17 protein-coding genes are annotated in these 12,972 nt (G+C 62.7%); 9 read left to right on the top strand and 8 right to left on the bottom strand.

Going from position 1 to position 12,972, the window contains the following annotated elements; all coding sequences use genetic code 11:
* Positions 1 to 63: 63 nt before the first annotated feature.
* The 6 genes from def (at position 64) to truA (ending at position 3,812) form a co-directional block, all read left to right on the top strand.
* Positions 64 to 594: a peptide deformylase gene (gene def, locus NKJ89_RS09160; RefSeq protein ID WP_352601743.1), complete on the top strand. Its 531-nt coding sequence runs from the start codon at positions 64 to 66 to the stop codon at positions 592 to 594.
* Between the two features lie 116 nt (positions 595 to 710).
* The gene (locus NKJ89_RS09165) at positions 711 to 998 is read left to right on the top strand and encodes a plasmid stabilization protein (protein ID WP_352601745.1); all 288 of its coding nucleotides are present in this window, start codon (positions 711 to 713) and stop codon (positions 996 to 998) included.
* Positions 995 to 1,420: a type II toxin-antitoxin system VapC family toxin gene (locus tag NKJ89_RS09170; RefSeq protein ID WP_352601747.1), complete on the top strand. Its 426-nt coding sequence runs from the start codon at positions 995 to 997 to the stop codon at positions 1,418 to 1,420. The genes NKJ89_RS09165 and NKJ89_RS09170 overlap by 4 nt, the downstream gene beginning before the upstream one ends.
* Positions 1,421 to 1,457: 37 nt before the next feature.
* Entirely contained in the window at positions 1,458 to 2,411 is a 954-nt protein-coding gene (gene fmt / locus NKJ89_RS09175; protein ID WP_352601749.1) for a methionyl-tRNA formyltransferase, read from the top strand.
* Entirely contained in the window at positions 2,408 to 2,917 is a 510-nt protein-coding gene (locus NKJ89_RS09180) for a GNAT family N-acetyltransferase (RefSeq protein WP_352601751.1), read from the top strand. Before fmt ends, NKJ89_RS09180 begins: the two co-directional genes overlap by 4 nt.
* Before the next feature lie 130 nt (positions 2,918 to 3,047).
* A complete protein-coding gene (gene truA / locus NKJ89_RS09185; RefSeq protein ID WP_352601753.1) occupies positions 3,048 to 3,812 on the top strand; it encodes a tRNA pseudouridine(38-40) synthase TruA in 765 nt (254 codons plus the stop codon).
* A gap of 57 nt (positions 3,813 to 3,869) precedes the next feature.
* Here the strand turns inward: truA and NKJ89_RS09190 are convergent, their stop codons facing one another.
* Together NKJ89_RS09190 and dapE are read right to left on the bottom strand one after the other, a co-directional pair.
* Entirely contained in the window at positions 3,870 to 4,502 is a 633-nt protein-coding gene (locus NKJ89_RS09190) for a transporter (RefSeq protein ID WP_352486124.1), read from the bottom strand.
* A 3-nt stretch (positions 4,503 to 4,505) separates the two neighbouring features.
* Complete coding sequence (gene dapE / locus NKJ89_RS09195; protein ID WP_352601755.1) at positions 4,506 to 5,699, bottom strand: succinyl-diaminopimelate desuccinylase; 1,194 nt, start codon at positions 5,697 to 5,699, stop codon at positions 4,506 to 4,508.
* 126 nt (positions 5,700 to 5,825) lie between these two features.
* On the opposite strand from dapE, the gene NKJ89_RS09200 reads away from it, so the two are divergent.
* Positions 5,826 to 6,863 (top strand): 2-dehydropantoate 2-reductase, encoded by a 1,038-nt coding sequence (locus tag NKJ89_RS09200; protein WP_352601757.1) that lies wholly within the window; start codon positions 5,826 to 5,828, stop codon positions 6,861 to 6,863.
* Here NKJ89_RS09200 and NKJ89_RS09205 read toward each other — a convergent pair.
* The 4 genes from NKJ89_RS09205 to dapD all read right to left on the bottom strand — a co-directional run bounded on the left by NKJ89_RS09205 (position 6,763) and on the right by dapD (position 9,212).
* Positions 6,763 to 7,539, bottom strand: a complete 777-nt coding sequence (locus tag NKJ89_RS09205; protein WP_352601759.1) for a hypothetical protein — start codon at positions 7,537 to 7,539, stop codon at positions 6,763 to 6,765. The two genes, NKJ89_RS09200 and NKJ89_RS09205, sit on opposite strands and share 101 nt — an antisense overlap.
* Before the next feature lie 13 nt (positions 7,540 to 7,552).
* Positions 7,553 to 7,930: a DUF805 domain-containing protein gene (locus NKJ89_RS09210; RefSeq protein WP_352601761.1), complete on the bottom strand. Its 378-nt coding sequence runs from the start codon at positions 7,928 to 7,930 to the stop codon at positions 7,553 to 7,555.
* Positions 7,923 to 8,285 (bottom strand): DUF805 domain-containing protein, encoded by a 363-nt coding sequence (locus tag NKJ89_RS09215; RefSeq protein ID WP_023761379.1) that lies wholly within the window; start codon positions 8,283 to 8,285, stop codon positions 7,923 to 7,925. The genes NKJ89_RS09210 and NKJ89_RS09215 overlap by 8 nt, the downstream gene beginning before the upstream one ends.
* 72 nt (positions 8,286 to 8,357) lie before the next feature.
* Entirely contained in the window at positions 8,358 to 9,212 is an 855-nt protein-coding gene (gene dapD, locus NKJ89_RS09220; protein WP_023761378.1) for a 2,3,4,5-tetrahydropyridine-2,6-dicarboxylate N-succinyltransferase, read from the bottom strand.
* 228 nt (positions 9,213 to 9,440) lie between these two features.
* Between dapD and NKJ89_RS09225 the strand changes: the two genes are divergently transcribed.
* Positions 9,441 to 10,280 (top strand): LOG family protein, encoded by an 840-nt coding sequence (locus tag NKJ89_RS09225; protein ID WP_023761377.1) that lies wholly within the window; start codon positions 9,441 to 9,443, stop codon positions 10,278 to 10,280.
* 19 nt (positions 10,281 to 10,299) lie between these two features.
* Here NKJ89_RS09225 and NKJ89_RS09230 read toward each other — a convergent pair whose 3' ends face one another.
* Positions 10,300 to 11,007: a pyrimidine 5'-nucleotidase gene (locus NKJ89_RS09230; protein WP_352601763.1), complete on the bottom strand. Its 708-nt coding sequence runs from the start codon at positions 11,005 to 11,007 to the stop codon at positions 10,300 to 10,302.
* Positions 11,008 to 11,167: 160 nt separating this feature from the next.
* On the opposite strand from NKJ89_RS09230, the gene NKJ89_RS09235 reads away from it, so the two are divergent.
* Positions 11,168 to 11,929 (top strand): GGDEF domain-containing protein, encoded by a 762-nt coding sequence (locus NKJ89_RS09235; protein ID WP_352601765.1) that lies wholly within the window; start codon positions 11,168 to 11,170, stop codon positions 11,927 to 11,929.
* 123 nt (positions 11,930 to 12,052) lie between these two features.
* Here NKJ89_RS09235 and phhA read toward each other — a convergent pair whose 3' ends face one another.
* Positions 12,053 to 12,889: a phenylalanine 4-monooxygenase gene (phhA, locus tag NKJ89_RS09240; protein WP_352601767.1), complete on the bottom strand. Its 837-nt coding sequence runs from the start codon at positions 12,887 to 12,889 to the stop codon at positions 12,053 to 12,055.
* Positions 12,890 to 12,972 lie beyond the last annotated feature (83 nt).

The following is a 12,972-nucleotide window of genomic DNA, read 5'->3' on the forward strand; positions in this document are numbered from 1 at the left end:
AACGTGAACGAGGTTCGCGCGCAACGGTTGACGCTTTTCGCTGGAGGTCTTAGGTGGAGCGCCATGCCGATCAAGCCGCTCATCATCCTTCCCGATCCCATCCTGCGCCAGGTTTCCAAGCCGGTGGAGCGTGTCGACGCGCCTTTGCGCAATTTAGCCGACGACATGCTGGCGACCATGTATGACGCGCCCGGCATCGGGCTGGCCGCAATCCAGATCGGCGAGCCGCTGCGCATGCTGGTGATCGATCTCGCCAAGGAAGACGAAGAGCCGGCGCCGCACGTCTTCATCAACCCGGAAATCCTGGAGAGCGCCGATACGCGGTCCGTCTACGAGGAAGGCTGCCTGTCGATCCCGGACTATTATGCCGAGGTCGAACGCCCGGCCGCCGTGCGGGTCAAGTATCTCGACCGTGACGGCAAATTGCAGGAGATGGAGGCCGAGGGCCTGATGGCAACCTGCCTGCAGCATGAGATCGATCACCTCAATGGTATCTTGTTCATCGATCACATTTCGAAGCTGAAGCGCGACATGGTGGTGAAGAAATTCAAGAAGCTCGCCAGAGACAAGGCGCCGGGCAAGCTGGTGGGATAGCTCGACTGAGCAGCGCGCGTCGTTCATTTTTGTCCTGCCCTTGGCCAAACCTTCGAATTTCGTTGAGGGCAGGCCTGCAGTTTGATATCATTGATATCAAACTTTTGGAGATATCCATGGGTGATATGCTGATCAGAGATATTCCCGAACCCTTGAAGCGCGAAATCGAACAAGCAGCACGCAAGGGCGGCCAGAGCCTGTCGGGCAAAGCGATCGATCTTTTGCGCAAAGGCATGGTCGCGGAGAAAGAAGCCAAGCCAGAGTCGGGCCTTTCAGCATGGGATGCGATACGCTCGGCATTCGCCGCTGAAAACGCAATTGGCGACGAATTTTCCGAGATAATGGACGAAATCGAAGCGGACAGGAAACGCGACTTCGGTCGTCCAGTCGAGGATTTCGAGTGATCGTCCTCGACACCAACGTCGTTTCCGAAGCCAGCAAGCCTGCGCCCGATTCGAACGTCTCAGCGTGGTTCCGCAAACAGGATCTTCTCGCACTCTATATGTGTGGACCAGTCATCATGGAGCAGTCGTTCGGTGCCGAAAGGTTTTTAAACAGGACGGGGTCGGACCGTTATGTTCGCGTGCGCGATCACCTGGTCACCGAACAGTTTGCCGGTCGTATCGTGGAATTTTCGGGTTCGATCCCTCGACTTGCCGGCAAGTTGCGAGCAGCACGGGAGAGGAATGGCCGCCCAATCAGTCTTTCTGACGCCATGATTGCCGCGATTTGTATCGCCCATGACGCCACGCTAGCCACGCGCAACGTTCGCGACTTCGACGGCCTTGACCTGAAGGTCATAAACCCGTTTGAAGCAGATGCTTGAGCCGGCTCACGGCGCAAGACAGGATATCGGAAGAAAAATGCCGCTTCGCGTCATCTTCATGGGCACGCCGGAGTTTTCGGTGCCGACGTTGCGCGCCATCGCCGAGGCCGGACATGAAGTCGCAGCCGTCTACACCCAGCCGCCGCGCGCCGCCGGACGGCGCGGGCTGGAACTGACGCCGTCGCCGGTGCAGCGCGAAGCGGAGCGGCTGGGCATCGAGGCGCGTACACCGACTTCGCTCAAAGGTGAGGCCGAGCAGGCCGCTTTCCGGGCCTTGCGGGCCGATGTAGCCGTGGTGGTCGCCTACGGCCTGCTGCTGCCGAAGGCGGTTCTGGAGGCGCCCCGGCTTGGCTGCATCAACGGCCATGCCTCGCTTTTGCCGCGCTGGCGGGGGGCTGCACCAATCCAGCGCGCCATCATGTCCGGCGACAGCGAAACCGGCATGATGGTGATGCGCATGGAAGAGGGTCTGGACACCGGTCCGGTCGGATTGGTTGAAAAATGCGCCATCGAGCCCGATATGACAGCCGGCGATCTGCACGATCGATTGATGAGCGTCGGCGCAACCCTGATGGTGGAAGCGCTGGCCCGACTGGAAAGGAACACGCTGACATTTGCCGACCAGGCGGTGGAAGGGGTGACCTACGCCAAGAAAGTCGATAAATCCGAGACGCGCGTGGACTGGACTCGCCCGGCGAGCGAGGTTCACAATCATATTCGTGGCTTGTCGCCCTTTCCCGGCGCCTGGTCGGAGATAGAAATTGGCGGCCGCCCGGAACGGCTGAAACTGCTTCGCTCGACGCTGTCGCAAGGCCTGTCGCTTTCGGGAGATTTGGGCGAGTCGGGAGGAATTCTCGATGACCGGCTGACTGTCGCCTGCGGGGCAGGCGCGATCAGGCTGGTTGAAGTTCAACGGGCGGGCGGAAGGCCTGCTGCCGCGCAGGAGTTCCTGCGCGGGGCCAAGATCGAAAAAGGAATGAAATTCTCATGAGCATGATGTCGATACGCGCGGCGACGCCGCGGGATCGCGAGGCCATTCGCCTCGTCGAAGAGCACGCTTTTGGCCAGCAGGCGGAGGCCGGGCTGGTCGACGCGCTGGTGACCGGCGGCGACGTCGTCGCCGAACTGGTGGCGGAAGAAGACGGCCAGGTGGTCGGCCACATCCTGTTTTCCCGGCTGTTCGTCGAAAGCGGCGGCAAGAACTTCGCGGCCGTGGCGCTGGCGCCGTTGGCGGTGGAGCCTTCGTTCCATGGCAGCGGTATCGGCGGCGCGCTGATCCGCGAGGCGCATATCCGCCTCAAGGACACCGGCGAGACACTGGCCGTGGTGTTGGGCGATCCGGCCTATTACAGCCGTTTCGGCTACAGTCACGCCCGCGCCGAAAAGTTCGAGAGCGAGCATCAAAGCGAGGCTCTGCAGGCATTGGCCTGGGGCGATGCTCCGGAAGCCGGCAAACTGGTCTACGCGTCGGCCTTCGGCTCGGCACTCGCCGCGTAGGCGGCAACAGCCCTAGAGCCGGATGATTTCAGGTCGAATCCACCTGAAATCTGAATCCGTCTCTAATCCAAGAGATCGAGCATGATGTCGTCCGAAAACCGCTTCACACTTTTCGGCGTCTTGCCCTAGCATGCCGCGTTTTCGCCTCGACATCGAATATGACGGCAGCCTGTTTGCCGGCTGGCAGCACCAGGCGGACCAGCCTTCAGTGCAGCAGGCGATCGAGCAGGCGATCGAAAAATTCTGCGGCGAAGCGGTCCGGCTGCGTGCCGCCGGCCGCACCGATGCCGGCGTGCATGCCACCGCCCAGGTTGCACATGTCGACCTCGTCAAGGAATGGCCCAACGACAAGGTGCGCGATGCCGTCAACGCCCATCTGCAGGCGGCCGGCGCGCGCGTCGCCGTGCTCAAGGCAACGGTCGTCTCCGACAGCTTCGACGCGCGCTTCTCGGCCACCGGCCGTCACTACCTCTACCGCATCCTCAACCGACGCGCGCCGGCCGCACTCGACAAGGGCAAGGTCTGGTGGGTGCCGAAACGGCTCGACGCGGGCGCCATGCACGAAGCGGCAAAGGTCCTGCTCGGACGGCATGACTTCACCACCTTCCGCTCGACCCAGTGCCAGGCCAACAGCCCGGTCAGGACGTTGGAGCGGCTCGACGTGAGCAGGCAAGGTGACGTGATCGAGATAAGGGCTTCGGCGCGCTCCTTCCTGCACAATCAGGTGCGTTCGATGGTCGGTTCCCTCAAGCGGGTCGGCGAAGGCAGCTGGACCGCCGCCGATCTGAAAACAGCGCTCGAGGCGCACGACCGCGCCGCCTGCGGCCAGGTGGCGCCGCCCGACGGGCTGTTTCTGGTGGGTGTCGATTATCCTGAGATCGACTATGCAGGATAGGGACTCTCCGGGATAGAGGCCGAAAGGGCTCTGTCTGGGGTACAGTCCGGAAGAGCTCTACCCGGGGACGAACCCGGAAAGGCTCTGGGACCCGACATCATCCGGCACGGCGATGCCGAGCAGCGTCTGCAGGCCGAACAGCACCAACAGCGACGCGAGGAACATACCGACGAAAACGGCGGTGCCAATGGCAGGGCCCTTGCCAATTGTGGCGTTGGTCATTCGCCAGGTCAGCACCATCGACAGGGCAAACAACAACAGCGACACAAGGCTTGAAACCTGGCTCGCTGACGATAGAAAAAGCCGGATCAGCGCCGAGGGCAGCATCAGCCAGGCAGTAATGGCCGAGGCCCAGTTGCTGGCGACGACATAGTGGACGAAGCGGCCGCCAATGCCGGCGCGCGGCGCGACCAGGGCCAGAACGACCAGCGGCAGCACCCAGGAGCCGATGTCGACGGTCGCCAGACGCACCAGCATGCTGAAGCGCCCCGCGAAAGCGTCTGGATCGCCGATCTCGTTGGCGATGCCGACCCAGCCGACGATCAGCGCCGGTGCTGCAACGACAATGGCGAAAAAGGAATTCCAGAAGCCGTCGGCCGACAGGTCGAGCAGGCGCAAGCCATCTGCCTTGCCGAGCATGAGCCGCCAGGCGCCCGTCAGCGAAGCTTGGGTTTCATCAGCCGAAAGCATGCCCTAGCCCTGCCCGAACCAGTCTTCGATGAAGCGTTGATAGATTTGCGTCAGCGTTTCGAGATCGGCAATGGCGACACGCTCGTCGACCATATGCATGGTCTTGCCGACAAGCCCGAACTCGACCACCGGGCAATAGTCCTTGATGAAACGCGCGTCGGACGTGCCGCCGGAAGTCGACAGCGTCGGCTCCTTGCCGACCGTCGACTTGATCGAACCGCGAAGGGTCTCGACCAGTCTGTCATCGCGGGTCAGGAAGACATGGCTCGGCCGGTCGCGCCAGACCAGCTCATAGTCGACCGGCGTCTTCTTGGCCTGCCGGTACTTCTTGCGTCTTGCCGCCTGGTCGAGCCGGTTGTGGATCTCGGCCTGCAGGGTCTCGGCCGTCCAGCTGTCGTTGAAGCGGATGTTGAAGGTCGCGGTCGCCTTGGCCGCGATGACATTGGTGGCCGGATTGCCGACATCGATGGAGGTGATCTCCAGATTGGTCGGCTGGAAATCCCTGGTGCCCTTGTCGAAGTCCGGGTGCATCAAGGCGTCGACCAGGCTCATCAGCCCACGCACCGGATTGTCGGCAAGCTGAGGATAGGCGACATGGCCCTGACGGCCATTGACCGTTATGGCTCCGGACATCGAGCCGCGCCGGCCGATCTTGATCATGTCGCCGAGCGTATCGGGGTTGGTCGGCTCGCCGACAAGGGAGGCATCCCATTTCTCACCCCTGGCAGCCGCCCATTCGAGCAGCTTGACCGTGCCGTTGATGGCCGGCCCTTCCTCGTCGCCGGTGATCAGCAGCGAGACCGACCCTTTCGGGCCGCCCTTGGTCTCGACATGGCGTGCCACGGCGGCGATGAAACAGGCGATGCCGCCCTTCATGTCGACCGCGCCGCGGCCATACATCTCGCCATTGGCAATCTCGGCAGCGAAGGGCGGATGCGTCCAGGCGGCTTCGTCACCGACCGGCACCACGTCGGTATGGCCCGCAAACATCAGGTGCGGGCCGTTGCCGGACCGTCGCGCATAGAGGTTCTCGATATCGGGCGTGCCGTTTTCGGAAAACACTGGCCGGTCGACCAGGAAGCCGAGCGGCTTCAGCATCGTCTCCAGCGCGCCCAACGCGCCGCCCTCAGCGGGCGTCACGGATGCACAGCGGATAAGGGCAGCGAGGTTTTCGGCGGGATCGGTCGGCAGCGTCATGGCAAAAGCGATAGTCGAAAGCGGAAGGCCTGTCACGGCCAGACATGGGGGCCAGCCTCATGGCTGGCGATACCGCCGATATTATGGTTTTCATGTCGTATAGCTGCGACCCGCGCGGGCGACAGGATGGCAGACCGGAAGAACGTCATTGCCGGTGCCGGCAGCATCGGCTGCTATGCCGGCGGCTGCCTGGCGCTCGCCGGGCGCCGGGTGATTCTGCTGGCCCGGCCGCGTATCGATGCGGCGTTGCGGCAGGGCGGATTGCGGGTCACCGATCTTGAAGGTCGCGATCGCTCGATCAAGCCGGAGGCGCTTGCAGTCACCACCGATCCGGCCGCCGCCCTGCCGGAGGCGGATGTGATCCTGGTCACGGTCAAGAGCGGCGCGACGCAGGATATGGCAGGCCTCATCAAGGTCCATGCCCGCCCGGATGCTGTTGTGGTGAGCCTGCAGAATGGCATCGAAAATGCAGAACGGCTGCGCGCCGGGCTTGCCGGGCAAACAGTGCTGGCCGGCATGGTGCCGTTCAATGTCGTGCAGTCCCCGGATGGCGAACAGCCGCTGCGCGTTCACCGCGCCAGCGACGGCAAGGTGATGGTCGAACACGGCAATTCCGGCCTGGTCGACCTGCTCGATGTCGAAGGCTTTGCGGTCGAAGCCCGCGGCGACATGAAGGCCGTGCTGTGGGGCAAGCTGCTGATGAATTTGAACAACGCTCTGGTGGCCCTGTCGGACCTGCCGCTGGTAACCGAATTGGCCGATCGGCGCTGGCGGCTCATCCTGGCCGGTCAGATCGACGAGGCGCTCACGGCGATGAAAGCGTCCGGCATCGAGCCGGCGCGGATTGCCGGCCTGCGGCCGTCCCTGCTGTCGAAGGTGCTCAGGCTGCCCGACTGGCTTTTCAAACTGCTGGCCCGGCGCATGCTGGCGATCGACCCGCAGGCGCGCTCGTCGATGTGGGACGATTTGCAGCGCGGCCGGCCGACGGAAATCGACGACTTGCAGGGCGCCATCCTGCGGCTGGCGGATAAGGCCGGCACGCCGGCTCCGATGATCCAGCGGATCACCGCGCTGGTGCGCGCGGCGGAAGCGGAGCGGGTTGGCTCGCCGGGCCTGTCGCCGGGGCAGATCGCTGCGGGGCCGGCCGGCCGTCGATCAACGTGATCTTCTGCCAGATTTTCCGCGACAGGTTGGACGCCAGGTTCTCGATGTCGTTGACGCCATCGATGACTACACCGTCATTGACCGACTGCGCGAACAGCGCTGCGATCTTGCCGGTGATCGACAGCATTTCGGAGCAATAGTCGAGATAGCGCGCCAGGTCGGCGGCATTGGTGATGCGGGCAGGCGAATGCGTGGTCGGCCTGAAATCGGCCGAAAGAGCTGCCGGATCCTTGGTCAGCTGATGCATGTCGATGACATGGATCAGCGAGCGCAGGCCGTGCAGTTGACGGAACACCTGTTTGCGCTTGATACGCTCCTCGGTTCGGGTCAACGCCAGGAAGCCAAGCACGGCAAGGATCATCATGTTGATCGTGGCTTCGATACCTTGCACCGACTGAACCGCATCGTCGGCCTGGGAGATATGAATGAGCGGCAGAATGGTGCCGACGAACAGGAACACCAGCGCGCCGGCGACGACGGCGGCAATGATGAGCCCGCGCAGCCACCAGATCGGCGCCTCGAGCGCCTTGGCGGCCTTGGCCAAATCGCGCGACAGGGAGACCAGCTCGGCGGCGACGCCACGCAATCCCGCTTCGGGAAAACGGTCGGCGATCCGCTCTTCGAGCCGCTCGGCGGTGTCGACGATCAGTTCCGGATCAAGCGTGCGGTAGCGCATGTCCGATCGGCCCTCAGGATTGTGCCGGCTCGTTGGTGCGCCGGCCATAGCGATTGGGCCCAGGCTGCCCTGGAAACAGGCACAACACAAGGAAGGCGACAATCGAGACCACCGGGACGAACAGGATCAGTGCGGCAATGCCCGGCTTGTCCAAGTCGTGCAGCCGCTTCACCGCCAGCACGATGTTCGACCACAGCGAGGCGATGAAAGCGATAAAGAAGATGAACGACCACATGTTGCTCTCGGGCGAGCCCTCGGGCACCAGCGTGAACCGGTAGAGCGGGAAGGCCTGGATGATGGCAACGAGCAATCCACCAAGGAAATAGGCCGCGCGACTGACGCGGCCCGATGTTTTGAAGAAAAGCCAGGTGAGATCTGATTTGTCAGGCAAGCGGGTCCGGTCCATATTGATTGGCACCCCTGGAGCCTTCGAGGATGCCGAGCTCGACCAGCAGCCAGATGCCGCCGATGATGGGTACGAGGCCGATCAGCGTCCACCAGCCCGACTTGTTGCGGTCGTGCCAGCGTTTGGCATAGAGGGCAATGGCGAAATAGATCGACGCCAGCGCGAACAGGATGCCGATGATGCCGACCTGGGCGCCGCTGGCCGTGGTGAATCGCGTGCCCAGAATCGCGTCGAGGATGAAAGCAACGATGCCGATAACGATGAATACGCCGATGCCGGCCCAGAACTTGCCACGGTTGATGCGGCCATCGAAACTTGTGAGAAGATACTTCCAGTCCATGTCATCCCTCCATGTTGAACCAGCGCGACCGATCGTCGCGCCGGCGGAAGGTGCGCCCGCTTTGCGCAAAGATCAATCGCGCAGCAATTCGTTGATCGAGGTCTTGGACCGGGTCTTGGCATCGACGCGCTTGACGATGACGGCGCAGTAGAGGCTTGGGCCCGGCTCGCCGTTCGGCAACGGCTTGCCAGGCAGCGAGCCGGCGACGACGACGGAATTCGAGGGCACCTCGCCATAGAAAATGTCGCCGGTGGCGCGGTCGACGATCTTCGTCGACTGGCCGATGAAGACGCCCATGCCGAGCACCGAGCCTTCGCGCACGATGCAGCCCTCGACCACTTCCGAGCGCGCGCCGATGAAGCAATTGTCCTCGATGATGGTCGGGCCGGCCTGCATCGGCTCCAGCACGCCGCCAATGCCGACACCGCCCGACAGGTGCACGTTCTTGCCTATCTGGGCACAGGAGCCGACCGAGGCCCAGGTGTCGACCATGGTGCCGGTATCGACATAGGCGCCGACATTGACGAAGGACGGCATCAGCACGGCGCCCGGCGCGACATACGCCGAACGGCGCACGATCGATGACGGCACGGCGCGGAATCCCGCCTTCTCGAAATCGACGGCGCTCCAGCCATCGAACTTCGACGGCACCTTGTCCCACCACACCGCCTGGCCCGGGCCGCCCTTGATGATCTCCATCGGATTGAGCCGGAACGACAACAGCACGGCTTTCTTCAGCCACTGGTTGACATGCCATTTGCCGTCGGCCTGCCGCTCGGCGACACGGGCGGTGCCGCGGTCGAGCAGGTCGAGTGCCGACTGGATGGCGTCGCGCGTCTCGCCGCGTGTCATAGTCGAAATCGTGTCGCGTTCCTCGAAGGCCTTCTCAATGGTCTTTTCGAGGCTCGCCAGATCTGGCTTCGACATGAATTCGCTCCATTACCAAGCTGTTAAGGGGCTGCGCCTTAACCTGTTTTGAAAGTCGCGCGGACCGCTGGCAGGCTTTGCCTTCCTGGGTCTTTGCATGTAGCAGGTTCTTGTCGCAAAACCGTCGGACACTTTTGCGGAACCTGCTTATGTTAAGGCTCAATGAGGGTCAATCGCGGCTGCGCCATGGGACGGCGCAACTGAAGAATTTGGACGGGTAGCGCAATTATGACTCCTATGGAAAAGGCGGGGTGGACGCCGCTGCCGCATTCGGACGAGGATCTGGAGCGATCGAAGAGTGTGCCGGACACGCCGCAGACGCGTGCCGAGACCTATCGGCTGGCCTGGAACGATCCCGACTTCATGACGCGTCGCGAATTGCGCGCGGTCAGGCTGCAGCTCGAACTCTTGAAGCCTGAGATGATCCTGGCCGAACGCGGCATCCGTTCGACGGTCATCCTGTTTGGTGGCGCACGCCTGCCCGAGCCCGGCGGCGAGGCCTGGGCGGCCAAGAACGAAACGCAGAAGAAGAACCTCGAGAAAAACAGCAAATACTACGAGGAGGCGCGCAAATTCGCCCGCCTCTGCTCGCAGCAGTCGGCCACGTCATACTACCGCGAATATGTCGTGGTGACCGGTGGCGGACCCGGCGTGATGGAAGCGGGAAACCGCGGCGCCGACGATGTCGGCGCGCCGTCGATCGGCCTCAACATCGTCCTGCCGCACGAGCAGGCACCGAACAGCTATGTGACGCCGGAGCTCTGCTTCAACTTCCACTATTTCGCCATCCGCAAGATGCATTTCGTCATGCGCGCCAAGGCCGTCGCGGTGTTTCCCGGCGGCTTCGGAACAATGGACGAGTTCTTCGAGACGCTGACCCTGATCCAGACCGGGCGCATGGAGCGCGTGCCGGTGATCCTGTTCGGCAAATCCTTCTGGAAACGGGCGATCGATCTCGATTTCCTCGCCGAGCAGGGCACGATCAGCCCCGGCGACCAGGATATCATCGATTTCGTCGACACCGCCGACGAGGCCTGGGGGATCATCAGCCGCTTCTACAGTCTGTGAACCAGGCGGGCAGGACGGCTCAGGCCGTTACCTCGACTATCGCCGTCAGGAAGCTGGCAAGGTTGTCGGTGACGAAATCGACGTCATCCTCGTTGGCCGGATCGCGCTCCCAGATCTCGGAAAAGGTCGGTTCGAAATTGCGCGGCACGACAAGCACCGTGGTCATGCCCAGCGACTTCGGCACCGAAAGGTTGCGGGCAAGGTCTTCGAACATCACTGCATTGTGGCCAATAACGGAGTGGAGTTCGGCGAACTTCTCATAGGTCTGGCGCGCCGGCTTGGGATTGAGCCCTGCGGCGACGATATCGAAGATAGCGTCGAAATGTTCGAGAATGCCGAGCTGGCGCGCGGTGCGTTCGGCATGCCTGCGGTCGCCATTGGTGAAGATGAACTTGCGGCCCGGAAGCTGGCGGATGGCCGTGCCGAGGACGGGATCGGGCACCAGCCATGAGTAATCGATGTCATGGACCTTCTCGAGGAAATCGTCGGGGTCGATGCCGTGGCGTGTCATCAGCCCGTTCAGCGTCGTGCCATATTCGCGGTAGAGCTCCTTTTGCAATTTGCGCGCGTCGTCGCGCGGCAGCGCCAGGAGTTCGCCGACATAAGCGGTCATCTTGACGTCGATCTGAGAGAACAGATTCGAATGATGCGGATAGAGCGTGTTGTCGAGGTCGAACACCCAATCGGTGACATGGGCGAAGCGGGCGGGGTCAGGGAGCGTGGTCATCTGCTCCTTATGGCATGAAACGGGCGGCCTGAAAGAGACTTTATCCACAACTTCTACTCGCTATGATTGCAGAAATGACCTCACCGTTCAAATTTTAGTCATCCGGGAAAGGTGCCCTTCAGGGCTTGCTGGCACAGAGACAGTCTTGTGGGAGCAAGCGATGAACAGCATAATTCTGAGATCCGCCGCCGTCGCTTTCGCGTCTGTCGCGGCATCGCTCGTTTTGACGCTGATCATCGTTCCGGCGATGGGATTCCCGGTCAACCGCACGATCTGGCTGACCTCTACGCTCTGTCCACTGGTGCTGACATGGGCCGCCAGCGCAAGCACTTTCTGGCAAAGCGACAGGCTGAAAAACGCGCATCGCGACCTCGCTCGCGCGCATGCCCAGCTCGCCGCCGCGCATCGCCGCCTGGCGGAAAAGGCAAGCCGCGACGACATGACCGGCATGCTGAACCGGGAAAGCTTCTTTGCCGCGCTTGAAGGTTCGCGCCGCAAGTCCGATCGCGGCGCGCTGCTGATCATCGACGCTGACCACTTCAAGAGGATCAACGACAATTTTGGCCACCTGACCGGCGATGACGCGCTGCGTTTGATCGCCAGCGCGATTCAGCGCGGCGTGCGCAGCGGCGATGTGCTCGGCCGCATCGGCGGCGAGGAGTTCGGCGCCTTCCTGACCGGCGCCACCGAGCAGGAGGCCAAGCGCGTCGCCGAGCGCATTCGCCGCGAAGTCGAGCTGATCCGCTTCCGGCCCGTCGACGAGCGGACCATTCCACTCACCGTCAGCATCGGCGGCACCGTCTGCGGCGAAGATATGAGCGTATCGGACCTGATGCGCGCCGCCGACCGGCGCCTCTACCAGGCCAAGCATCAGGGCCGCAACCTGACGATCCTCGGCACGGACATTTCCGAAGCGGCCTGATCAAGCCGACGATGCGGGCGCCGATGATGGCGCCGGCAGATGCAGGGCATGGCTCAAAAGCCGTAGACGGCGATGCGCACCAGCACGGCGGCTGCGGCCAGCGAGACGAGGCCGACTAAGGCGTCAGACTGTCGCCGGGTCGAGTGCCGGCTGGCCCTTGCGGCGGGCGACTATCGCCTCGAAGTCGGCGGTCCGGAAGGCATCGCGCAAGGCGTCAAACGACGGCAGCACGAAATAGACGCGCTGGAACTTGTCGATCTCGTAGCCGGTCCGCATCACCGTCTCGAGGTCGAAAGGCGCGTGGTGGGCATCCTTGCCGTCGACGGCGAACTGCAATTCCGTAAACGAGGACATCAGGCCGGCGCCAAAGGCCTTCAGCGGCTGGCCGGCCTCCTGCATCAGGCCGTATTCAACCGTGTACCAGTAGAGCCTCGTGATCATCTCGTCGCCGCCCAGCGCAATGATGTCGCCGGCCTTGCGGCCATACATCTGCATGAAATCGGCAAACACCGGCTGCGACAACACCGGGACGTGGCCGAAGAAGTCATGGAACATGTCCGGCTCGACGATGTAGTCGAGCTCCTGCCTGGTCCGTAGCCAGTTGGTGACGGGGAATCGGCGATTGGCGAGATGGTCGAAGAAGGGAGCCGCAGGAATGAGACCCGGCACGGCAACGATCTCCCAGCCGGTCAGCTTGCGCAGCTTGGCGCTGACCTCGTCGAAATCGGGGATGCGGTCGAGCAGGCCGAGCTTCTCGACGCCGTGTAGATAGGAGTGGTGGGCGAGCTTGCGCGTCAGTTCGGTCTGGCGGTCGCACAGCGTGCGCCACACTGCCTGCTCTTCGGCGCTGTAGTCGTAACCCTGCGCCACGGTGAAATCGGCACGGCAGACCGAATAGTCGCCGCGCAACCCTTGCGCCGCGCAATCGCGGGCGTATTCCGCAACTGTCATCGTCGTCATGACTTTTCTCCTCGCAGATCATGGATGGCTGACGTGTTGAGAGGATAACCGGATTTGTCGAGGCAAATCGGTTTTGATGATGG

This window comes from Mesorhizobium sp. M0047 (assembly GCF_040323315.1).
Lineage (GTDB): Bacteria > Pseudomonadota > Alphaproteobacteria > Rhizobiales > Rhizobiaceae > Mesorhizobium.